19 protein-coding genes and 1 tRNA gene are annotated in these 22,117 nt (G+C 64.7%); 16 read left to right on the top strand and 4 right to left on the bottom strand.

Annotated features, from left to right (window positions below; all coding sequences use genetic code 11):
- Positions 1–5: 5 nt before the first annotated feature.
- Positions 6–1,202, top strand: coding sequence for a glycogen synthase (glgA, locus tag ACIPY2_RS04430; RefSeq protein WP_400265169.1), 1,197 nt, complete (start codon positions 6–8; stop codon positions 1,200–1,202).
- Positions 1,203–1,332: 130 nt separating this feature from the next.
- Here the strand turns inward: glgA and ACIPY2_RS04425 are convergent, their stop codons facing one another.
- Positions 1,333–3,441, bottom strand: coding sequence for an acyl-CoA dehydrogenase (locus ACIPY2_RS04425; protein WP_400265168.1), 2,109 nt, complete (start codon positions 3,439–3,441; stop codon positions 1,333–1,335).
- Between the two features lie 47 nt (positions 3,442–3,488).
- Positions 3,489–4,310 carry a TetR family transcriptional regulator gene (locus ACIPY2_RS04420; protein WP_400265167.1) on the bottom strand — a complete coding sequence of 274 codons (822 nt, stop codon included), beginning with the start codon at positions 4,308–4,310 and terminating at the stop codon, positions 3,489–3,491.
- On the opposite strand from ACIPY2_RS04420, the gene ACIPY2_RS04415 reads away from it, so the two are divergent.
- The 3 genes from ACIPY2_RS04415 to ACIPY2_RS04405 are packed head-to-tail and all read left to right on the top strand — an operon-like array spanning position 4,309 to position 7,918.
- Positions 4,309–5,649 (top strand): acetyl-CoA C-acetyltransferase, encoded by a 1,341-nt coding sequence (locus ACIPY2_RS04415; RefSeq protein ID WP_400265166.1) that lies wholly within the window; start codon positions 4,309–4,311, stop codon positions 5,647–5,649. The genes ACIPY2_RS04420 and ACIPY2_RS04415 overlap by 2 nt on opposite strands.
- Positions 5,650–5,657: 8 nt before the next feature.
- Positions 5,658–6,998, top strand: a complete 1,341-nt coding sequence (locus ACIPY2_RS04410) for a 3-oxoacyl-ACP reductase (RefSeq protein WP_400265165.1) — start codon at positions 5,658–5,660, stop codon at positions 6,996–6,998.
- The gene (locus ACIPY2_RS04405; protein ID WP_400265164.1) at positions 6,995–7,918 is read left to right on the top strand and encodes a MaoC family dehydratase; all 924 of its coding nucleotides are present in this window, start codon (positions 6,995–6,997) and stop codon (positions 7,916–7,918) included. Before ACIPY2_RS04410 ends, ACIPY2_RS04405 begins: the two co-directional genes overlap by 4 nt.
- A 184-nt stretch (positions 7,919–8,102) precedes the next feature.
- Here ACIPY2_RS04405 and ACIPY2_RS04400 read toward each other — a convergent pair.
- Positions 8,103–8,188 (bottom strand) — tRNA-Leu (locus tag ACIPY2_RS04400).
- 264 nt (positions 8,189–8,452) lie between these two features.
- Between ACIPY2_RS04400 and ACIPY2_RS04395 the strand changes: the two genes are divergently transcribed.
- Together ACIPY2_RS04395 and ACIPY2_RS04390 are read left to right on the top strand one after the other, a co-directional pair.
- Positions 8,453–9,757: a M20/M25/M40 family metallo-hydrolase gene (locus ACIPY2_RS04395; protein ID WP_400265163.1), complete on the top strand. Its 1,305-nt coding sequence runs from the start codon at positions 8,453–8,455 to the stop codon at positions 9,755–9,757.
- Between the two features lie 25 nt (positions 9,758–9,782).
- Entirely contained in the window at positions 9,783–10,943 is a 1,161-nt protein-coding gene (locus ACIPY2_RS04390) for an acyl-CoA dehydrogenase family protein (protein WP_400265162.1), read from the top strand.
- Positions 10,944–10,959: 16 nt separating this feature from the next.
- Here ACIPY2_RS04390 and ACIPY2_RS04385 read toward each other — a convergent pair whose 3' ends face one another.
- Positions 10,960–11,193, bottom strand: a complete 234-nt coding sequence (locus ACIPY2_RS04385) for a DUF5703 family protein (protein ID WP_400265161.1) — start codon at positions 11,191–11,193, stop codon at positions 10,960–10,962.
- A gap of 39 nt (positions 11,194–11,232) precedes the next feature.
- Here ACIPY2_RS04385 and ACIPY2_RS04380 point away from each other — a divergent pair, with 39 nt between their 5' ends.
- The 10 genes from ACIPY2_RS04380 (at position 11,233) to ACIPY2_RS04335 (ending at position 22,116) form a co-directional block, all read left to right on the top strand.
- A complete protein-coding gene (locus tag ACIPY2_RS04380; RefSeq protein WP_400265160.1) occupies positions 11,233–11,493 on the top strand; it encodes a hypothetical protein in 261 nt (86 codons plus the stop codon).
- Positions 11,494–11,760: 267 nt separating this feature from the next.
- Positions 11,761–13,449, top strand: coding sequence for a sugar transferase (locus tag ACIPY2_RS04375; protein WP_400265159.1), 1,689 nt, complete (start codon positions 11,761–11,763; stop codon positions 13,447–13,449).
- Positions 13,450–13,495: 46 nt separating this feature from the next.
- Positions 13,496–14,605: a Gfo/Idh/MocA family protein gene (locus ACIPY2_RS04370; RefSeq protein ID WP_400265158.1), complete on the top strand. Its 1,110-nt coding sequence runs from the start codon at positions 13,496–13,498 to the stop codon at positions 14,603–14,605.
- On the top strand, positions 14,602–15,621 hold the full coding sequence (locus tag ACIPY2_RS04365; protein WP_400265157.1) for an NAD-dependent epimerase/dehydratase family protein: 1,020 nt from the start codon (positions 14,602–14,604) through the stop codon (positions 15,619–15,621). The genes ACIPY2_RS04370 and ACIPY2_RS04365 overlap by 4 nt, the downstream gene beginning before the upstream one ends.
- Positions 15,618–16,790: a DegT/DnrJ/EryC1/StrS family aminotransferase gene (locus tag ACIPY2_RS04360; RefSeq protein ID WP_400265156.1), complete on the top strand. Its 1,173-nt coding sequence runs from the start codon at positions 15,618–15,620 to the stop codon at positions 16,788–16,790. The genes ACIPY2_RS04365 and ACIPY2_RS04360 overlap by 4 nt, the downstream gene beginning before the upstream one ends.
- Positions 16,787–17,449, top strand: a complete 663-nt coding sequence (locus ACIPY2_RS04355; protein ID WP_400265155.1) for an acetyltransferase — start codon at positions 16,787–16,789, stop codon at positions 17,447–17,449. Before ACIPY2_RS04360 ends, ACIPY2_RS04355 begins: the two co-directional genes overlap by 4 nt.
- Positions 17,446–18,912 (top strand): oligosaccharide flippase family protein, encoded by a 1,467-nt coding sequence (locus ACIPY2_RS04350; protein WP_400265154.1) that lies wholly within the window; start codon positions 17,446–17,448, stop codon positions 18,910–18,912. Before ACIPY2_RS04355 ends, ACIPY2_RS04350 begins: the two co-directional genes overlap by 4 nt.
- Entirely contained in the window at positions 18,909–20,180 is a 1,272-nt protein-coding gene (locus ACIPY2_RS04345; protein WP_400265153.1) for a glycosyltransferase, read from the top strand. Before ACIPY2_RS04350 ends, ACIPY2_RS04345 begins: the two co-directional genes overlap by 4 nt.
- A complete protein-coding gene (locus ACIPY2_RS04340) occupies positions 20,177–21,343 on the top strand; it encodes a glycosyltransferase (protein WP_400265152.1) in 1,167 nt (388 codons plus the stop codon). Before ACIPY2_RS04345 ends, ACIPY2_RS04340 begins: the two co-directional genes overlap by 4 nt.
- Positions 21,343–22,116 (top strand): hypothetical protein, encoded by a 774-nt coding sequence (locus ACIPY2_RS04335; RefSeq protein WP_400265151.1) that lies wholly within the window; start codon positions 21,343–21,345, stop codon positions 22,114–22,116. The genes ACIPY2_RS04340 and ACIPY2_RS04335 overlap by 1 nt, the downstream gene beginning before the upstream one ends.
- Position 22,117: the final 1 nt, after the last annotated feature.

Genomic DNA, 22,117 nt, shown 5'->3' with positions numbered 1-22,117 from the left:
TTAGCGTGCGAATAGACATTGTGACTAAAGAATTCCCTCCGGAAATTTATGGCGGTGCCGGTGTGCACGTGGCCGAGCTCAGCCGGGTGCTGGCAAAGCACGTGGACCTCCGCGTCCGTGCCTTCGGCGCGCCGCGCGATGCCGACTACCACGGGGCCAAGGTGGAGTCCTACGCAACCCCGTCGGACCTCGACGGAGCAAACGCCGCGGTGCAGACCCTGGGCGTCGATCTTCGGATCGTTCCCGACATCGCGGGGGCGGACCTCGTCCACTCGCACACCTGGTATGCCAACATGGCGGGCCATCTCGCCTCCCTGCTGCACGGCATTCCCCACGTGCTCAGCGCACACAGCCTCGAGCCGCTCCGTCCGTGGAAGGCTGAGCAGCTCGGCGGCGGATATGCCCTGTCCTCCTGGGTTGAGAAGACCGCCTACGAGGCGGCTGCGGCAATCATCGCCGTATCGGACGGCATGCGCCAGGACATCCTGCGCAGCTATCCCGACGTCGATCCGGACAAGGTCAAAGTGGTCCACAACGGCATCGATGTCTCCCTGTGGGAAAGAGACGAAGAGGAGGACGCAGTCCGCGCCCTCGGCATCGACCCCGCCAAGCCGAGCGTGGTGTTCGTGGGCCGCAATACCCGCCAGAAGGGCGTCCCGTACCTGCTTCGCGCCGCCTCGAGCCTGCCTGCGGATGTCCAGCTGGTTCTTTGCCTTGGCGCTGCCGATACCCCGGAACTGGCCGCCGAAACGGCTCAACTGATCGGCGAGCTGCAGAGCAAGCGCGAAGGCGTCATCCTGATCGAGCGTATGCTTCCCCGCCGTGAACTGATCCAGGTCCTGAGCCACGCCACGGCCTTCGCGTGCCCGTCCATTTACGAACCGCTGGGCATCGTGAACCTGGAAGCCATGGCATGCGGGGCAGCAGTCGTAGCCAGCGCTACCGGTGGAATTCCCGAGGTTGTGGATCACGGTAAGACAGGTCTGCTGGTGGAATTGGAACAGGTCACGGACGGAACGGGAACACCGCTGGATCCGGAAAAATTCGTCAGCGACTTTGCCGCGGCCCTCAATGACGTGGTTTCGGACCCGGCCCGTGCCCGCGAAATGGGCGCAGCTGGACGCCGCCGCGCCGAGCAACATTTCTCCTGGGAATCGATCACTGAGACCACCTTGGAGGTCTACCGCTCGGTGCTTGCCTAAACGTCGCTGAGGCAGCCCAAACTACGACGGCGCCGCCCCCTTTGGTGGGGACGGCGCCGTCGTGCGTTGGTGAAGCTTCCGAAAGTATTCACCTCGCGGACAACAGCACGTGGTAGGTGCGTCCGCAGGCTTAGCGCGCCTTGGACGCTTTCAGCGCCGGCAGGGACTTCTCGTCAGCGGGAGCGCTGCCGCTGGCGCGTTCCTGGCGGAAGTAGGTCCGGGCCTCGTCCTGGCGCGTTGCTTCGGCACCGGTGGCGATCGATGCACGCAGATGCTCCGGACCGTATCCGAACGCGTCCACGAGGTCCAGCGCGTGGGGTCGGATTTTCACGAGCAGCCGGTTGATGTAAGTGCCCACCGTGCGCCCGCGCTGCATGGAAAGCCGGCCGTTCATGAGGTACCACGAAAGGTGCTTTTCAATAAGGGAAAGCCCGAACAGGTCACGCAGCCACGTCAGGACTTGCTTGGTGCCGGAATCGTCCACCCTGCCCAGGGCTTCCGTGAAAGCTTCCCACTGGAGGAGTTCGGCATGGGCTTGGGCAGCTTCAATGAGTTCATGCTGGTGCTGGTTGAACAGCGCGGCTCCCTGGTGCTGGGGAAGTTTGTTGGCTCCCTTGAGGGCAGCTCCCACCTCGGCCACCATGGACTGCACTCGGTCCGTGAGCAGGGTGCGCTGGCCCGCCTCGTCGCGCAAGGCAAGGGCGGCTTTCTGGACCGATCCTGAGTCCGCAACGAACTGGGCCACCTGCCGCAGGCCTGTCCTGTGGAATGCCACGTCGGTCGCCTGGTCCACCACATAACGTGCCAGGACGCCGAAGTCGGCCCCGCGGAATTCCTTGGCGTAGTCGGCAAGCAGCCTTTTGGCTACCAGTTGGAGCAAAACCGTGTTGTCACCCTCGAAAGTAACGTAGACGTCCAGGTCGGCCCGGAGGGAAGCGAACCGGTTTTCAATCAGGAACCCGGCACCGCCGCAAGCCTCACGGCACTCCTGGAGGGTGTCCAGTGCGTGCCATGTGCTGAGTGGTTTCAACGCAGCGGCAAGGGTTTCCAGATCCTGCCGGTCGGCGTCGGTATCGTGGGCGCCGGAGAAGACGTCATCGAATTTCTGCAGCAGCTGCTCGTGGGCGAAGGAAGCCGCGTAAGTTGTGGCCAGGCGCGTAAAGAGCCTCCGCTGGTGGCGCTGGTAGTCCAGCAAAACTTCTTCATCCGTTGGCGAGGAGGCGTTGAACTGGCGCCGTTCCGTGGCGTACCGAACGGCGGCCTGGAGTGCCACCTTGCTCGCTGCCACGGCGGCGCCGTCGAGCGAAACCCTGCCTTGGACCAAGGTCCCGAGCATGGTGAAGAACCGGCGTCCCGGGCTTTCGATGGGGGAGGAGTAGGTGCCGTCCTCTGCGACGTCCCCGTAACGGTTCAAGAGGTTGGTTCGGGGGATGCGGACGCCGTCGAAGTGGAGCCGGCCGTTGTCGATGCCGTTGAGTCCACCCTTGATCCCGTCGTCCTCGCCACCGATACCGGGCAGGAACTGCTTGGTGTCCGGATCCCGGAGTTCGACGTAGAAGGCATGCACACCGTGGTTGACCTTGCGGGTAACGAGTTGGGCGAAGACCACGGCGGCCAGGCCATCGTTGGCCGCGTTGCCGATGTAGTCCTTCCAGGCGGCCCGGAAAGGCGTGTTGATGACGAACTCCTGGCTCGCCTCGTCATAGGTGGCCGTCGTTGCGATGCTGGCCACATCCGACCCGTGCCCGGTTTCCGTCATGGCGAAGCAACCCGGAATGTCCAGGCTCATGATCCCGGGCAGCCACTGGTCGTGGTGTTCCTTGGTGCCGAGGTGCATCACCGCCGAGCCGAAGAGCCCCCACTGGACGCCCGCCTTGATCTGGAGGGAAGGGTCGGCCGTCACAAGTTCCTCGAAGCCGGCGATGTTTCCACCGTGGTCATCCGATCCCCCCAGGCGGACCGGAAAAGCGCGGTGCACGGCGTTGTTGTCCACCAGGTACTTCAGCTGGTCGAAAACCCGCTCGCGGTGGTCAGTGTGCGTCAATCCCTCGATTTTCCGCACTTCGGGACGCCCGGCCAGCTCCCTGGCCTGGCGGCGCACGGCGGACCATTTCCCGAGAAGTTGCCTGCCCAGGGCCTCTACATTCACTTCGGGTTCGGGAGCGTTTCCGAAACTGCCGGCGACCCGTGCTCCCTGTGATGCCGCGGCCGATCCTGCGTGGTCCACTACGTCTGTCATGTTCTTCCTTCTTGTGGTTCCGGACAACTGGTGCGTCATTGCTGGTGTCAGGTAATGGTCTTTAGTTGCGGAGCTATGCCCAGGCAGAGCCAGTCCGTGATGTTGGCAGCCATGGTGGCCTGGTCAGGCTTGCCGGGCCCAGGGGGACTACCCAGCCACATCTCGCCGGCGTTCCGCACCAGCCCGATCGCGGCCGTGGGCCAGTAGTCGATCACCGCTTCCTGCTCGCCGCCCAGATATTGGCGCATGGGAGTGGCAATCATTCCGGTGATCTGCTCAAAGAAGTGGCCAAGGGCTCCGGAGGCTGCGATGGCGTCCTGGGCCGAAGCTTCACCGGGCGTTAGCCGTGTGACGAAGGCGTAGACGTTGGGGCTGGACTCCGCCATTTGGAGGTACGCGGACACCATGGCGTAGAGACCCTCCCGTGGCGTCCCGGCCGATTGGGCGGCTTCTTTCATCCGGCGCTGCATCTGGCTCAGGACAACTTCGCCCATGGCCTGCTGAAGGCCTGCCTTGTCCCCGAAGTACCGGTAATACACCGATTTCGAGGTGCCGGCGGCGCCGGCGATGTCCTCCATGGACGCCTCGCTGCCAAGGGCGTGCACGGCCTTGCGCGCGGTCTTGATCAGTGCGCGGCGCCGCTCTTCCCGATGGGACTGCCAGCGTGCGGCCCTGCCATCGACGACGGCGGCTTCCGCGTCGGCGGCAGCTTCCCCGTCGGCGGACGGGGAGCCTTCGACGGCGGTTGGCTGGGCGGGGCGCCGGTCCGCGCCGGAGCGCGGTAAATCTGCGTGGCGGTTATTCACGATACCCAGCGTATCAGGTACGCTGGGTATCAGTAACTGGCACTTTTCAAAGGAGACGAGCATGGCTGCAGCAGACGCAACCCCGGACGCACGCCGGAATTCCCAGCAGGTACGTCCGGCAGTGATTGTCGGCGGGAACCGGATCCCGTTCGCCCGTACCGGCGGCGCCTACGTCAAGTCCTCCAACCAAGACATGCTTACTGCCGCCCTGGACGGATTGATTGCGCGCTTCGGACTGCAGGACGAACGGATCGGGGAAGTTGCTGCGGGAGCGGTCCTGAAGCACTCGCGCGACTTCAACCTCACCCGCGAGGCTGTCCTTGGATCGGCGCTCTCGCCGGAGACCCCCGCCTACGATCTCCAGCAGGCCTGCGCCACCGGACTGGAAACAGTCCTGGGGCTGGCCAACAAGATCAAACTGGGTCAGATCGATTCGGCCATCGCCGGCGGCGTCGACTCCGCCTCGGACGCCCCCATCGCCGTCAGTGAAGGGCTGCGCGAAGTCCTCCTGGACCTGAACCGGGCAAAGTCAACCGTCCAGAAGCTTCGCGTCCTCGGAAAGCTGCGGCCCAAGGACCTGGCACCGGATGCGCCGAACACGGGGGAGCCCCGGACAGGGCTTTCCATGGGTGAACACCAGGCACTGACCACGGCCCAATGGAACATCAGCCGGGAAGCCCAGGACGAGCTCGCGTTCAATAGCCATCGAAACCTGGCGGCAGCCTACGAACGCGGCTTCTTCGATGACCTCCTCACGCCGTACCGGGGCCTCAACCGTGATTCCAACCTGCGTCCGGATACCAGCCTTGAGAAGTTGGCCACCCTCAAGCCGGTCTTCGGCAAGAACCTGGGCTCCGAGGCGACCATGACCGCAGGCAATTCGACGCCGCTGACCGATGGCGCGTCCACGGTGCTGCTCGCCAGCAGCGAGTGGGCAGATGCCCATGCCCTTCCCAAGCTTGCCACCGTCCTGGATGGTGAGGCTGCCGCCGTCGACTTTGTCCACGGCAAGGACGGACTGCTCATGGCGCCCGTCTTTGCGGTACCGCGGCTCCTGGCACGCCACGGCCTCACCTTCGAGGACATTGACTTCTTCGAAATCCACGAAGCATTCGCCGGCACCGTACTGAGCACCCTGGCTGCCTGGGAGGACGAGGAGTTCGGACGTACGCGACTGGGCCTCGACGGTGCACTTGGCAAGGTGGACCGCGCCAAGCTCAACGTCAACGGGTCCTCGCTCGCCGCAGGTCATCCCTTCGCCGCCACAGGTGGCAGGATCGTGGCGTCACTGGCCAAGATGCTTCATGAAAAGGGAAGCGTCGACGGCCGTCCCGCGCGGGGCTTGATCTCGGTGTGCGCGGCCGGCGGCCAGGGCGTTGTGGCCATCCTGGAAGGAGCATAGGAGGACCGATGACAGACAAGTACACACAACTCGTCAGCCGCGGGCTGGGCAAGGATGTGGCCAAGAGGCTCGGCTTGCCGCAGCCTGTGATCCTCCGCCGCTACCAGCCCGGCGATCCGCTCATCACCGGGCCTGTCTTGGTCAACGGCGACAGCGTAGGAGCGGACGACCTCGCCACCACGCTCCTGGGCTGGGGCCTGGACGTACGCCGTAATGCGCTCCCCAAGGAAAAGCTGGGTGCGATCATCCTTGTCCTCGATGCCGTCCAGCACCCCGAAGACCTCAGCAAGCCGGTCCTGACCATCAGCGCCTCACTGCGCGACCTGGCACCTAACGGCCGCGTCATCACCGTCTCCCGCGCCCCGCGTTCAGCCCCGTCTCCGGCCGTTGCGGCTGTCCGTCAGGGAATTGACGGGCTGTTGCGTTCGCTGGCCAAGGAACTCCGCTCCGGTGCCACAGCAAACGGCATCCTGCTCGCAGAGGACCTTGCCACCACCAGCCCTTCGGCCCTGGGCGCCCTGCGCTTCTTCCTCTCAGGCCGTTCCGCGTACGTCGATGGCCAATTCCTCACGGTCGGCACGGAGGCCGGGGCACTGCCCGCCGACGTGGAAAAGCCGCTCGAGGGCAAGGTGGCAGTGGTGACCGGAGCTGCGCGGGGGATTGGAGCAGCAATCGCCCGCACCCTTCATCGCGACGGTGCCAAGGTGGTGCTCGTGGACATACCCGCAGCGGGAGACCACCTGGCGGCTGTGGCCAACGAGATCCATGGCACCGCCTTGCAACTGGACATCAGCCACGGTGACGCCGGCCAGCGGATCATCGACCACGCCGTGGAGCGCCACGGAAGGCTGGATATCGTGGTCCACAACGCGGGCATCACCCGCGACCGCCTTCTGGCCAACATGGACCCGGGCCGCTGGCAGTCCGTAATCGCCGTCAACATTGCGGCGCAACTGCGGATCAATGAGGCACTGTTGGGCTCGCCGCACTTCAAGGATTCACCCCGGATCGTTTCCGTTGCTTCCACCAGCGGGATCGCGGGAAACAGGGGCCAGACCAACTACGGAGCTTCCAAGGGCGGCGTGATCGGCATGGTCCGCTCCACTGCGCCCCTCATGGAGTCTTTCGGCGGCACAATCAATGCTGTTGCCCCCGGATTCATCGAGACGGAAATGACGGCAAGGATGCCCCTGGCCATCCGGGAAACGGCCCGCCGCTTGAACTCCCTCAAGCAGGGCGGCCAGCCCGGTGACGTGGCCGAAGCAATAGCGTTCCTGGCCAGCGATGCCGCCGGCGGGATCTCGGGTGAAGTATTGCGCGTCTGCGGACAGCAACTGGTGGGCGCATGATCAGCACCCAGCCGGTGGTCCTCGGGGAACTGCCCTCGCTGTCCAAGCTGTACGTCAATGCGGCCGCCAACGCTGCCAGGCGCCGGGTCCTTGGCAGCGGTCCCGGCGGCTCGAAGTTGCCGAAGGCCAGCCACGAAGTACGGGGCATCACTGCCGACGTCGAAAACCTGACTGCCTACCAGCACCTGATCGGCGAGTCCGCAAGCGATGTCCTGCCCGCCGGGTTTGTGCACGCACTGGCCTTTCCCGTGGCAATGAGCGTCATGAACCGCGACGATTTCCCCTTGCCGCTGCTCGGAATGATCCACCTGCGCAACCATGTGGAACAGTACGCACCCATCCACTTCCAGGAAGTTCTGGATATCCGGTCGTGGGCGGAGAACCTCTCCGGGCACCGCGCGGGCACGCAGGTGGATTTGGTCGCCGAGGCCCGCTCGGGCAATACAGGTGCGCTGTTGTGGCGTGGAGTCTCCAGCTACCTGGCCAAGGGGGTGTTCCTGCCCGGAATCGATAAGCCGGGAAGCCCCAACGGAACAACCGGCGCCGATTTCTCCCCGCCGTTTCCCACTGCACTTTGGCAACTCGGCGTGGACACCGGCCGGACCTACGCGGCTGTTTCCGGCGACTTCAACCCGATCCATCTAAGCGCCCTCTCGGCCAAGGCCCTCGGCTTGCGGGGATCCATTGCGCACGGCATGTACCTTGCATCCCGTGCGCTGGCCGACGTCGGGGCCGTCAAGGCCGACGCGTTCACTTGGGACGTCGTTTTCGAGGCGCCCGTGTTCCTGCCGGCGAGGGTGGCACTGGATATCTCCAACGTGCAGGCCGATTCAGGGGCCTGGGAGCGCTCAGAGTACGTCGCTTGGAATCCCCGCGGAGGGCGGCGGCACTTCACCGGCAGCGTGGCGGCATTGGACTAAAGGGGTATCCGACGACGACGGCGGCAGTTTCCACGCGTGGAGACCGCCGCCGTCGTCAGTTTCAGGCCCGCACGTGTCGCGGCATGAACTGTTACGGAATAAGTGTGAGAAAGCTCGCACTACGCATTGGCAGGCTTCAGCCAAAACAGCAAAGGCCTGGAATCATGATTCCAGGCCTTTGCATTGGTGCGCGGAGGGGGACTTGAACCCCCACCCCCTTTCGAGGACTAGCACCTCAAGCTAGCGCGTCTGCCATTCCGCCACCCGCGCAGGTGGTATTTCGGAGGATTTTGGTGCTATACCGCACTTCAGTTCCCTCCGAAGCAGCGAGAAAAACTCTAACACGGTTTCAAGCTGCGGAAAAATCGGACGACGGCGGGTGTCGGACCGCTGAACCAGGAACGGCACCGCGGCATGATTGCTCCCTTCCCGGGCGTGGCTGTGAGTAGGCTGAAGGGAATACGGGACAGTGCAGCTGCGGCATCCGCGCTGAACGTCACCGGCACCTGCAGCCCAGCGACGCAAGGAGAATCAATGTCTGTCATCCGTCCCGAGGACGAAGTTGTCCGGATCTGCCAGGAGCTCATCCGCATCGATTCCTCCAACTTCGGCGATGGCAGCGGACCGGGGGAACGGGCCGCCGCCGAGTACACCGCCGGGTTGATCAGCGAAGTCGGCCTGGACGTGGAGATCTTCGAGTCCGAACCGGGCCGGGCCAGCGTGGTGACCCGGATGGCGGGCGAAAACCCCTCGGCGGACGCCCTCGTGGTGCATGGCCACCTGGACGTGGTGCCGGCATTGAAGGACCAGTGGTCAGTGGACCCGTTCAGCGGCGAATTGAAGGACGGCCTGATCTGGGGCCGCGGGGCCGTGGATATGAAGGACATGGACGCCATGATCCTGTCGGTCCTCCGTGATTTCGCCAGGACGGGCAGGAAGCCCAAGCGCGACATCATCTTTGCTTTCTTCGCCGACGAGGAAGCAGGCGGCACCTACGGCGCGCGCTACGCAGTGGAGCACCGTCGTGAACTCTTCGAGGGCGCAACGGAGGCGATCTCCGAGGTGGGCGGTTTCTCCGCGACCATCGGGGGACAACGGACCTACTTGCTCCAGACGGCGGAAAAGGGAATTTCGTGGCTCCGTCTCGTGGCGCACGGCCGCGCCGGCCACGGCTCGCAAATCAACACCGACAACGCCGTGACCCGGCTCGCCGCCGCCGTGACGCGCATAGGCGAATACAAGTGGCCCATCGAACTGACCCCCACCACGCGGCAGTTCCTGGACGGTGTCACCGAGCTGACCGGCGTCGAATTCGATGCCGACAACCCGGACATCCTGCTCAAGGAGCTCGGAACGGTGGCCCGGTTTGTCGGCGCAACCCTGCAGAACACCTCCAATCCCACCCTGCTGCGTTCGGGCTACAAGCACAACGTCATCCCCGAATCGGCTGAGGCGTTCGTTGACTGCCGTACCCTGCCCGGCCAGCAGGAACTGGTGTTCGAAACCATCAAGGAACTCGCCGGCGAGGGCATCGATATCAGCTATGTGAACAAGGATGTGTCACTTGAGGTGCCTTTCGCGGGTAACCTCGTGGACTCCATGATTGATGCCCTGCATTCGGAAGATCCGGGCGCCAAGGTACTGCCGTACACGCTCTCAGGCGGTACGGACAACAAGTCCCTGAGCAAGATCGGCATCACCGGCTACGGCTTCGCGCCGCTCATGCTGCCGGACGAGTTGGACTTTACGGGCATGTTCCACGGAGTGGACGAGCGCGTCCCCGCGGAATCGCTGAAGTTCGGCGCCCGCGTCCTGAACCGCCTGCTCACCAACTACTGAGACTGCCCGGAGGAAGAGGATCTCCATGGACGCCGAGCGCATCCTTCCGGACGAACTGCTGGAGCGGCTCCGTGGCCGCGCGGCCCGCTACGACCAGGAGAACCAGTTCTTCCACGAAGACCTCGAGGAGCTTGCAGCAGCCGGTTACCTCAAGGTCTTCGTCCCGGAGAACGACGGCGGATCCGGACTTGGCCTCGAAGCGGTAGCGGCGCTGCAGCGCCGGCTCGCCACAGCGGCCCCGGCCACAGCCCTGGCGGTCAACATGCACCTGGTGTGGACCGGCGTCGCACGTGTCCTTGCCGCCCGCGGCGACGACTCCCTGGCCACAGTCCTGAAGGAGGCGGGACAGGGCGAGATCTTTGCTTTCGGGATATCAGAACCCGGCAACGATTCGATGCTCTTCGATTCCGGCACCGTTGCGCAGCCGTTGGGCGACGGCGGATACAGCTTCACCGGCCGCAAGATCTTCACGAGCCTGTCGCGCGGATGGACCCGGCTGGGGACTTTCGGCAAGGACGCTTCGGCCAGGGATGGTGAAGGTGAACTCGTCTTCGGTTGGGTGCACAGGGACGATCCCGGGCATGAGACCCTCGACGACTGGAACACGCTCGGCATGCGTGCCAGCGCTTCGAACACCACGTTGCTTCACGGAGCCGTGGTCCCTGCCGAACGCATTTTCCGGAAACTTCCTGTAGGGCCAAACAGGGACCTGCTGATCTTCGCGATCTTTGCCTGTTTTGAAACCCTCCTGGCCGCCGTCTATACAGGTTTGGCGGAACGGGCCTTCGCCCTGGGCGTGGAGTCCGTCCAGCGCAGGATTTCAGCCAAGTACGGCGGACGCAGTTTTGCCCAGGATCCCGATATCCGATGGAAGATCGCCGACGCGGCCATGGCCCTGGACGGGATCCGTCCCCAGCTCGCCGGGTTGGCGCGCGACGTGGACAACCTGGTGGATCACGGATCCCAGTGGTTTCCCCAGCTGGTGGGCTTGAAGTCCCGTGCCACCGAGAATGCACGGTACGTGGTGGATCTGGCTATCCGGGTCTCGGGAGGCTCGAGCTACTTCCGCGGTTCTGAGCTGGAGCGGCTCTACCGCGATGTGCTTGCCGGGATGTTCCATCCCTCCAATGACGAGTCTGCGCACAACACAGTTGCCAGCGCCTGGCTGGGGCCGTTGGAGAACTGAGGGGTCGCAGGCGAGGTCAGACTGTGCGCTGGACGGAGTACACCTTGCGGCGCAACCAGAACCGCCTGCCACCGCCCACGTACAGCCTGCTGCGCTCGAGTTCCCACTTCCCGTACTCGGAATGTTCAGCGAGCCGGCGGCGTGCCTCGGGCAGCGAATCCTCAGGTCCAACCGTCAATACGAGGTATTCGTACTGACGGGCGTAGTCTCGTTGGCGCTCAACGGAGCCGCCTTGAAATTGTTCCTTCATCCCTCTCCATTTTGGTCCTTTTCGGGCTAACGTGAAGTCATGAGCATCGATCCGCGTGTCGCGCTTCAATCGTTGACTGCTTCCCTCGAAGAGCACCTGGCTGCCGCTTCCGCCCGTCGCGGGGAGGGTGACCCCACCGTCGAAGCGGCGTTCTTCGCCGTCGCAGACGCGTTCGAGGTGTACGAAGACGCGCTCTATGAGGCCTATTCCGAGGTTACTCCGCTCCAGGTCTTCGACGAGGACGAAGACGAAGACGAGGACGACGTCCGGGAAGAGGACCTCGAAAGCCTGGAGGACTGATTGCCCCAACCACCGGCCACCTTTGGTGGCCGGTTTTTTGTGCCCCTTTTCACGCGACTTTGTGTTGCCGCCGGACCGGAAAAACGGGAAAAACGGCCCGGACTGCGCGAGTGAAAACACGTAGTGCCGAGGACGGCCCCTAGGTACCCGCGAGTAGGCCTACGGGGCAAAGCTGCGCAAAGTTGAGTACCGACTACTGGTGCGCCCCCTGAAGCCCGAAGCTTCACTGGTTTGTAGGCATAGGCAGGTCTGCAAAAGAAGGCTGACATGGCAAAAGTTCCAGTCTTGCGGTACGGCAAGGTGGCAGCACCAAAGGCTGCCAACCACGCCCGCCCCGCAGCCTTCCCTGAGCAGGCGTCCCATGCCCACGTCAATCCGCCGGCGTCTCCCTGGATTGACAAGTCCGTTGCTGCACAGCGGACTGAAAAGGCGGGACTGGCGGCACTGAGTGCAGATGTCACCCTGGACCTCGTGCCGCCAGTTACCCGGGCCGCCCCGGGGGCAACCCCGCGCAAAACCCGCGCCTCCTGGACCCGCACGCTCACGCATGCCCTGCGCCTTGCAGACAGCACGCTGGTTGCGGCAGCCGTCTTCGCGGGCTATGTCCTCAACACCGAGGGATTCGGGTCGCTTGGCCAGGCTTTCCAGCCCTACGCGTCGGGACCCGCCCGGCAATCCGTCCTGGGCCTCCTGATCGGAATCGCCTGGATAGGCGCACTGGAGATCTACCGCACCCGCGACGCGAAGGTTCTGGGAGTCGGCCCGGAAGAGTACAAGCGCGTGATGTCGGCAAGCCTGCGTGTCTTCGGGTTCCTCGGTGTTGCAGCAGTAGTCTTCAGGATCGAGTCGGTCAGCACGTTCGTTCTGGTGTCGCTGCCACTGGGCGTTACGGCCCTTGCCCTCAACCGATGGGGATTCCGCCGTTGGCTCGGCCGGCAAAAGGTCCGGGGACTCTGCCTTTCCCGCGCCATCGTAGTGGGCGAACCGGAGGATGTCCGCTACGTCATCAAGCAGGTGAACCGCCGATCCGGAGCACCGTATGACATCGTGGGCGCTTGCCTGCCCGGGGCCAGGCGTGGGGCCTCACTCATTGTGGACCAGCGGCGCGTACCGGTACTGGCGTCCATTTACGGCGTGGCCCACACCGTCCGAATGACCGGAGCCAACGCTGTGATCGTGGCCGGCCCCGTGCCCGGCGGAAACCAGTTCATCCGCGAACTGGGGTGGCGACTCGAGGAAGACTCCGCTGAACTCGTTCTCGCCGCGACCCTCACCAATGTTGCCGGACCTCGCATCCACTGGCGTCCTGTTGAAGGGCTGCCGCTGATGCATGTGGACATCCCGCATTACTCCGGCGGCAAGCACACGCTGAAACGTCTGATGGACGTCACCGTGGCGGCAACGGCCTTGCTCCTGCTCGCTCCGCTGCTGCTGGTCCTCGCGTTGATCGTCAGGGCAGACAGTCCCGGTCCCGTGCTCTTCCGGCAGGAACGCATCGGGAAGCGGGGAACGACGTTCAAGATGTTGAAATTCCGTTCCATGGTGGTTGATGCCGAGGCACGCCTTGAACAGTTGAGCACCCAGGACGAAGGCGCCGGGGTGCTGTTCAAGATCCGCGGCGACCCCCGCATCACCAAATGCGGCCGATGGATGCGCAAGTACTCCCTCGATGAGCTGCCGCAATTCTGGAACGTCCTGACAGGTTCCATGAGCCTGGTGGGACCGCGGCCACCCCTGCTGCGCGAAGTCAACGGATACGAACAGCACACCCGCCGCCGGCTGCTGATCAAGCCGGGCATCACGGGGCTTTGGCAAATCAACGGACGCTCGGACCTGCCGTGGGAGGAGGCCGTTCGGCTGGACCTCTACTACGTCGAAAACTGGTCCATCGCCGGGGACCTCATGATCATGTGGCGGACCTTCCGCGCCATGACCAGACCGGCCGGCGCCTACTGATCCACCCACCAACAACTCAGTCACCTTCACAGAATCCGAGTGGAAAATGAGCATTGGAACCATTCCATCAGGCCAACTCAACGGCCACGGGCTGCGGCCCAAGCTGCGGATAGCAGTAGTCGGAGCAGGATACTGGGGACCCAACCTTGCCCGGAACCTCAAAGCCAGCCCCGACTGGGACCTCGTGGCCATATGCGACCTCGACGTGGAACGCGGCCTTCGCCTGGCCGAGACGGTAGGCGGGGTAGCCGTGGTGGAGTCCCTCGACGAACTGTTGGACACCTACAACCTGCATGCGGTCGCAGTGGCCACTCCGGCGCATACCCATCACGGAGTGGTGATGACAGCCCTGCGCGCCGGCAAACACGTCCTGGTGGAAAAGCCCCTGGCCGACAGCCGGGCGAAGGGGCTTGAAATGGTCGAAGAGGCCAAAGCCCGCGGCCTGGTGCTCATGGCGGACCACACGTATTGCTTCACGCCGGCCGTGTTGAAAATTCAGGAGCTCGTCTCAAGCGGCGCCCTCGGCGACATCCTTTACGTGGACTCCGTCAGGATCAACCTTGGCCTCGTCCAGCCCGATGTGAACGTCTTTTGGGACCTTGCCCCGCACGACCTTTCGATCCTCGACTTCATCCTTCCCGGTGGCCTGCATCCCACCGAAATCTCAGCGCACGGGGCAGACCCCTTGGGCACGGGCAGGGACTGCGTGGGACACCTGACCTTCGGCCTTCCGAACGATGCCATGGTACACATCCACGTGAACTGGCTCAGTCCCACCAAGATCCGGCAGATGATCATCGGCGGCTCCAAACGGACTCTGGTGTGGGACGATTTGAACCCCCAGCAACGGCTGAGCGTCTACGACCGCGGAGTGAGCCTGGAGCACCAGCCCCGCTCCGCCGCGGACAAGAAAGCCTCAGCGATTTCCTACCGCCTTGGCGATACGTGGTCTCCAGCCTTGCAGGAACGCGAACCCCTGACCCAGGTGGTGGCCGAGCTGGCCGCGTCCATCCGCAACCACACGAATCCCAGGACCAGCGGCGAATCCGGCCTCCGCGTCCTGTCCGTCCTGGAAGCCGTCACTGCCAGCCTCGGCACCGACGGGCAGTCCGCCTTGGTCGCGGGAAACGAAGTTTCACTCCAGGTTGCACCGTGAACGCCCTCCTCGGCGCCACGGCGCTGGTCACGGGAGGAGCCGGTACCATCGGCTCCACCTTGGTTGACCAACTGCTCGACGCCGGTGTCTCCCACGTGGACGTCCTGGACAACCTGGTCCGCGGGCGCCGCGCGAACCTCGATGATGCCCTGGCCACAGGACGGGTCCAACTCGTTGAAGGCGACTTGCGCGACCGCGATCTGGTGCACGACCTCACCAAGGGCAAGGACCTCGTCTTCCACCAGGCCGCCATCCGCATCACCCAGTGCGCCGAAGAGCCACGCCTTGCCTTGGAAGTCCTGGTGGACGGAACCTTCAACGTGTTTGAAGCGGCCGTGCAGCACCGGGTGGGCAAGGTCATCGCCGCCTCCAGCGCCTCCGTCTACGGAATGGCTGAAGAGTTCCCCACTCCTGAGAGGCACCACCACCACAACAACGACACGTTCTACGGGGCAGCCAAATCCTTCAACGAAGGGATGGCCAGGAGCTTCCGGGCCATGTCCGGCCTGGACTATGTCCTGCTCCGGTACTTCAACGTCTACGGGCCCCGCATGGACGTCCACGGACTGTACACCGAAGTGCTTGTCCGTTGGATGGAACGGATTGTCGACGGGCTTCCGCCGCTGATCTTCGGAAGCGGAACACAGACCATGGACTTCGTCCACACCGCGGATGTGGCCAGGGCCAATGTGCTCGCAGCTGCAAGTGACGTCAACGAAGGCGTCTACAACGTAGCGAGCGGGATAGAAACCAGTTTGGCCGAACTGGCGCGGACGCTCCTGCAGGTCATGGAGTCGCCACTGCACCTGGAACACGGGCCCGAACGAGCCGTCAACGGCGTTGTGCGGCGGCTCGCCGACACAGGCAGCGCCCGCCGCGACCTTGGCTTCGAAGCCGCCGTCGGGCTTGAAGACGGTTTGCGGTCCCTCGTGGACTGGTGGCGTCCGCTGCGCCGGGAAATCGCTGCTTCAAGGGCGGGGTCCGGATCCGGAGCACCGGCGGTGGGTGCGCGATGACAACCTCCGAGGCCGCAGTGCCGTTGACCCGGATCGACGTGATGAAGCCCTGGCTGGGCGAGGAGGAAGCGCAAGCCGTAGCCGAAGTCATCGCATCCGGCTGGGTGGCGCAGGGCCCCAAGGTCCGGCAATTCGAAGAAGCCTTCGCACTGGAGCAGCAAACTCCCCACGCGGTCGCCGTCTCCAGCTGCACGTCAGCGTTGCACCTGGCGCTCGCCGTGGCCGGAATTGGTCCCGGTGACGATGTGGTGGTGCCGTCGTTTTCGTTCATTGCCACAGCCAACGCACCAAGCTACGTAGGCGCACGGCCGGTGTTCGCCGACGTCGATCCGCTTACGGGTTGCATCACGGCAGGCACCGTGGAGGCAGCACTAACGCCGGGCACCAAGGCCGTCATCGCCGTGGACCAGGGGGGCGTTCCCGTGGACCTGGACCCGATCCGGGCCTTGTGCGATCCCTTGGGCATCATGGTGGTGGAAGACGCAGCGTGCGCCATCGGCTCCCGCTACAGGGGCCGGCCCGCCGGGGCGGGTGCCGAACTGGCAGCGTGGTCCTTCCATCCGCGCAAGATCCTCACCACGGGCGAAGGCGGGATGCTGACCACGCCCCGAAAAGACTTCGCGGATCGGGCCCGCCGCCTGCGCGAACATGCCATGAGCGTCTCCGCCGCCGACCGGCACGCGAGCATCCTGGCCCCCGCGGAGGAGTACCTCGAGGTCGGTTTCAACTACCGCATGACCGACCTTCAGGCCGCCGTCGGACTCGTTCAACTCGGCCGCCTCGGGCAGGCCGTGCGGCGGCGGCGGGAGCTTGCCGCCAACTATGCCGGTGCCTTCGCCGATGTTCCCGGCCTGAGGCTGGTGGACGATCCACCGTACGGGACCGGCAACTTCCAATCCTGCTGGCTGGAGGTCGGGCCGCCGTTCCCGACCGACCGGGACCAGCTCATGGTCCACCTCGCCCACGACGGCATCTCCGCGCGGCGCGGCATCATGGCTGCACACCGGCAACCGGCCTACGCGGGCCGCGAAAGCGACGGAGCCCCTTTGCCCGCGACTGAATGGCTGACGGACCACACCCTCATCCTTCCCCTCTTCCATCAATTGGCCCTGGGCGACCAGGTCCGCGTCATCGACTCCGTACTTCGCGCGGCAGGACGGGGACGATGAGCGAGCTCCTGCTGATCGCAGCCAGTGGCCTGGCCAGGGAAGTGCTGGCCATGGTCCGCAGCAGTGGTCCCTTCGACGTCATCGGGATTCTCGACGACGACGAAGACAAGCTGGGGCGCGTCGTGGACGGTGCCCACGTGCTGGGACCCATACGTGACGCGCTGAAGTTTCCGCACGCGATGCTCCTGGTGTGCATCGGTTCGGGGACGGGCCGCGACAGCGTGGTGATGCGGCTGCGTGCCCTGGGGCTTTCGGAAGACCGGTATGCCACGGCCATCGACCCCTCCGTCCACGTCCCGGAAGGCTGCCGCATCGGCCACGGAAGCATCATCCTCGCGCACGTCACCATGACCGCGTCCGTCACCCTTGGCAGCCATGTGGTGGCCATGCCCGGAGTGACGTTCACCCACGATGATGTGGTCAGCGACTTCGCAACCTTTGCCGCCGGGGTCTCCTTGGGCGGCAACGTACACATCGGCAGGGGTGCGTACCTTGGGATGAACGCCAGTGTCCGCGAGCGCCGCACAGTCGGGGCCGGTGCCACGATCGGCATGGGAGCTGCCGTTCTCAGCGACGTACCCGATGATGAAACCTGGGCCGGTGTCCCGGCGAAGGTCATACGCCGTGGAAACTTCCCGGCGTTGGAGGGCATCCTGTGACCCTCCAGAAGCAAGTGGCACCCGGGCGAAGGCCTACGCCGTCGAAGGCGTTTGTGTTGAGCGTCGTCAATGCCTTTGTGACGCGCCTGGGAACCATTGGCATCGGGATTGCCTTGGCCCGGCTCTTGGGGCCGGAACAGTTTGGTACGTACGCGGTGGCGTTCGTGGCCCTGATAGCCGTGCTGAGCTTCAACGAACTTGGAGTGAGCCTGGCCATTGTGCGGTGGCCGGGCGATCCGAAGAACATCGCGGCCACGGTCACCACCATTTCGACGGCCTGCAGTGTCCTGCTGTTTGCGGGTTCCTGGTTCGCGGCGCCCTTGTTCGCTGCGGCCATGGGGAACCAAGGTGCCACCGACGTTGTGCGCCTGCTGGCAAGCTGCATTGTTTTCAACGGATTGGTCGCCACCCCGGCCGCATTGCTCCAACGGAATTTCCGGCAGGGCCAGCGGATGGCCATCGACCAAGTGAACGTGTGGTTGGGCGCCGGTGTTTCGCTGCTCCTGGTCATGGCCGGTTTCGGAGCGATGAGCCTGGCGATTGGACGTGTAGCGGCCAGCTTGGTTTCTGCTGTGCTTTTCATCGTCTTCTCGCCTTTGCCTTACCGGTTTGGTTTCTCCCTCGCCTCGGCGCGGGAACTGCTTGCCTTCGGCTTGCCCCTTGCCGGCGCCAGCCTCGTGGTGTTCGGCGTTGGCTACGTGGACCAACTGGTGGCGGGAAAGATGCTGGGTTCGGTCGCCCTTGGCCTGTACGTGATGGCTGTGAACATGGCGGGGTGGCCTGCCAGTCTGTTGTCGCAGCCGTTGCGCAGCGTCGCCCCGGCGATGTTCGCGAGGTTGCAGGACCGTCCCCAAGACATGCGGCATGCGATGCTGTCCCTGGTGGGGACCCTCGCCGCCGTTCTGCTCCCGGTCTGTGCTGTGATGGTTGGCTGCGCCGTGGCACTTGTCACCCTTGTTTATGGCGATGCCTGGGCTCCGGCCGGACTTGCGCTGGTGTGGCTTGGCCCGCTGACCGCTTTGCGCATCCTCCATGAATTGATCTACGACTTCCTGGTGGTCCTCGGGTTTTCCGTCTCCATCTTCAGCGTCCAACTGGTGGCCCTTTTGGCTTTGGTGCCCTGCCTTATCGCGGGTGCGGCCCTTGGCGGGATGCCTGGACTGGCAGTGGCTCCGTTTGCGGTGGCATTGCTGGTGACAACCCCGATGTACCTGGCCACGCTGCGCAAGGCCGGGGTTCCCTTGGGCGAGGTGGCGGCGCGCCTCGCACTTCCGGTGGTAGCCGCCGTCGTTACCGGTTTTGCGTCCTGGATGGTGACACAAGCGCTGCATTCGGCCCTTGGCGCCGTCCTGGCCTCCACGGGCGTCGGTTTGCTTGCCATGGCAGCCACCCTGGTACTCCGGCGTGCCGATGTGGCCGCCATACGGCGTTGGGGTCGTGGCCAGGAGGAGGCAACGGCATGAAGATCCTCGTTTATCCCCACCACCTGGGCCTGGGTGGCAGCCAGCTCAATGCGATTGAAATCGCCGCCGCCGTCATGGAGCTGGGCCACGAGGTCCTGCTGTTTGGACAACCGGGTCCGCTGACCCGCAAAGCGGCCGGGCTTGGCCTGGAGTACGTCCAGGCTCCCGAGCCGGGGAAGCGGCCTTCACCCCGGGTCGTTCGCGCCCTGGCCACCACGGTCCGCGAGCGCGGCATCGATGTGTTGCACGGTTACGAGTGGCCGCCCGCCCTAGAGTGCCTGGCCGCAGCCAAACTGGTGCGTGGCGCCACGGCAGTGGCCACTGTCATGTCGATGGCTGTAGCGCCCTTCATTCCCAAGTCCATGCCGCTGATGGTAGGCACCGAACAGATCCGGGCGGTGGAGGCCATGGGCGGCCGGTCACGCGTGAAGCTGATGGAGCCGCCGGTTGATGTTGCCGCCAACAGCCCGACGGCGGACGTCGACGTCGCGGGGTTCCGGAGCCGCTGGGCGCCGGGGGAGGGCATGTTGAATGTGGTTTGTGTCTCCCGGCTGGCCCACGAGCTGAAGCTGGAAGGGCTCCTGGCGGCCATGGATGCCGTGGAGGTGCTGGCCAGGGAGTGGCCGATCCGTTTGTTGATCGTCGGATCAGGACCTGCCGAAGTTGTGGTGCGGACCCGCGCGGCCTCGGTCAATCGGGCCACCGGACGCTCGACGGTGGTCCTGACCGGTGAACTGGCGGATCCCCGGCCAGCTTACGCCGTGGCGGATGTGGTGTTGGGGATGGGGGGATCGGCGCTGCGGGGAATGTCCTTCGCCAAGCCCTTGGTTGTCCAGGGTGAGTCGGGCTTCTGGGAGCTGCTGACCGAGGATTCGTTGCCGCGGTTCTTGTGGCAGGGCTGGTATGGATCGGGTCCCGGAACCGCGGGACAGGGGAGCGGCGCCCTGGCAAGCTTGCTGGCCCGCCTGCTGGATGACGGGGCGCTCCGGCAGCACCTCGGGGATCTGGGACGTGCGCTGGTGGAGGAAAGGTTCTCCCTGACCGCCGCGGCGCGTGACCAATTAAGGTTCTACGGCGAGGCCCTTGCCGGTGGGGCGCCAACGGGCATGTTGGGCGCCGAGGCGGCTGCCTTGGCGCGTTACGCCGCCTACGTTGCAGCTCGGCGCTGGCAACGCCTGCATGGCCATGCCGCTGCAGAGGACTTCAATTCCCGCCCGGTTGCCTCGGCAGCGTCCGTGAACCCCGTACCGGAAGGGGCCAAGCCGTGAACGGCACCATCATGTACATCTCCGGGGGCCGCTGGGACGGTATCCCGGGCACGGACCGGCTCCTCGTCGAAGCCTTGGCCGCCAAGGTCAAAGTTCTGTGGGTGGACCAGCCTGCCTCGATCATGAGGCACCGCGACGTCCTGCGGCATTCAGCAACGAGCCTCCTGGGACGCACCGAGGCAGCCCAGGGGAACATTTTCCGGCTCCGGCTGCCGGCGCTTCCTGGTTTCAGCCGGGCCGTTATCCGCCGGACCACCGAGGCACTGGCCCAATGGACCATGCATGCAGCAGCCAGTGAGCTTGGCGGAATCACCGGGGTGGTCAACGCTTCCCCGTTGGTCGAATTTCCCGCCCGCATCCCCGTTCCCAGGTTGCTTCACGTCACGGACGACTGGCTTTCGGCCTCCGCACTCTTGGGCCTGAAGCGAGGGCACGTGGCACGGCTCCTGACGTCTAACCTCCGCATGGCAGACCACGTCAGCGCGGTCACCCCGACCCTGGCCAGCAAGCTCGCTGCAATATCGGGAAGGACGGTGGATGTCCTGCCCAACGGGTGCCGTGCGCCGCTGACCCTGGTACCCGGACCCGCAGTTGCCCCCTACGCTGTGCTCGCCGGGCAACTCAATGAACGCCTGGACCCGGAAATCCTCAAAGAACTCGGCCGCTGCGGCCTGCCCGTTGTTGTCATGGGACCACGGACCGAAAGGGAACCCGGCATGTCCCAAACCTTGGACCGCTTCCTGGCCCTGCCGAACGTCCGCTGGCTCGGTCACGTGGCTCCGTCCGAGGTTGCCCGGGTCCTCGCCGGTGCGGCAGCAGGGCTGACGCCTTACGCCGCGTCGGAATTCAACACGGCAAGTTTCCCCCTGAAGACCCTCGAATATCTCGCCGCGGGGCTGCCGGTGGTGGCCACCGACCTGCCGGCGACCCGCTGGTTGGACAACCCCTACGTCGACGTGGCCGGCAACGCAGGGGAGTACGTGGCTCTGACGAAAGCGGCACTCCGCAACGCACCAACCCACGCCCGGCGACTCGACATTCAAGCCACATCACATGCCCATACGTGGGAAGTACGCGCAGAACACCTGCTCGCCCTGCTGGGCGGACAGCAAACCACGGAGCCTGGCCAGACGCGAGCTCCCCGTCCAGTTGGGAGCAATTGATGCAAATCCGTACGGTAATGGCGAGCATTGCCCGCCGGTGGTACGCAGTGGTAGCCGGCCTCCTGGTCACAGGGCTCCTGTGTGTCGCCATCCAGATGAACGCCCCGGACAAGTTCAAAGCCCAGGCCAGCCTTGTCCTCATGCCCTCGAGCCAAAGCATCGGAGCAGCGGGAAACCCCTACCTGTACCTCGGCGGCATGAGCGAGGCCTTGGACATCCTGATCCGCAAGCTGACGTCCCAGCCTGTGAAGGAACGGGTCCTGGCAAACTTCGGATCAGCGACATACACGGCCGAACCGGATCGTGGCACCAACGGCGCGATCCTGGTCATTACGGCCAACGCTTCCTCGCCGGAACAGACCATGGCGCTGCTCAAGGCCGTCATGGACGAAACTCCACGTTCCCTCAACGAAATGCAGGAAGCACTCAACGTCGCCGTCCCCGCCAGGATCACCACCATGAACCTGTTGGTGGACCGCCAGGCCGCACCGGAAGTCAAGGCCCGCACCCAGTTGGTCCTGGTGGCAGCCGCCGGCGGCCTGGTACTCACCCTGGTCATTTCCGTTCTGCTGGACGGACTCCTGCGTACCCGGAAGCGGCGCAAGGACGACGCCCGGCGACTCCAAGGTTCCGGGGACGTACCAGCACCTGACCAAAGCAGCGTCGCGGTGGAACATGTCCTGAGGGCGGGCAACAAGCACGTATCCAAATCCCATGAGGAGACGGGTACCAAAGTCGACGGCGTGCTGCCCCTTTCATCCGGGCCGAGTTAGC

Origin of the sequence: Paenarthrobacter sp. NPDC089675, assembly GCF_044749185.1 — a bacterium.
In the GTDB taxonomy this organism is placed as follows: domain Bacteria; phylum Actinomycetota; class Actinomycetes; order Actinomycetales; family Micrococcaceae; genus Arthrobacter.
This window is presented reverse-complemented; position numbering and strand designations above follow the sequence as displayed.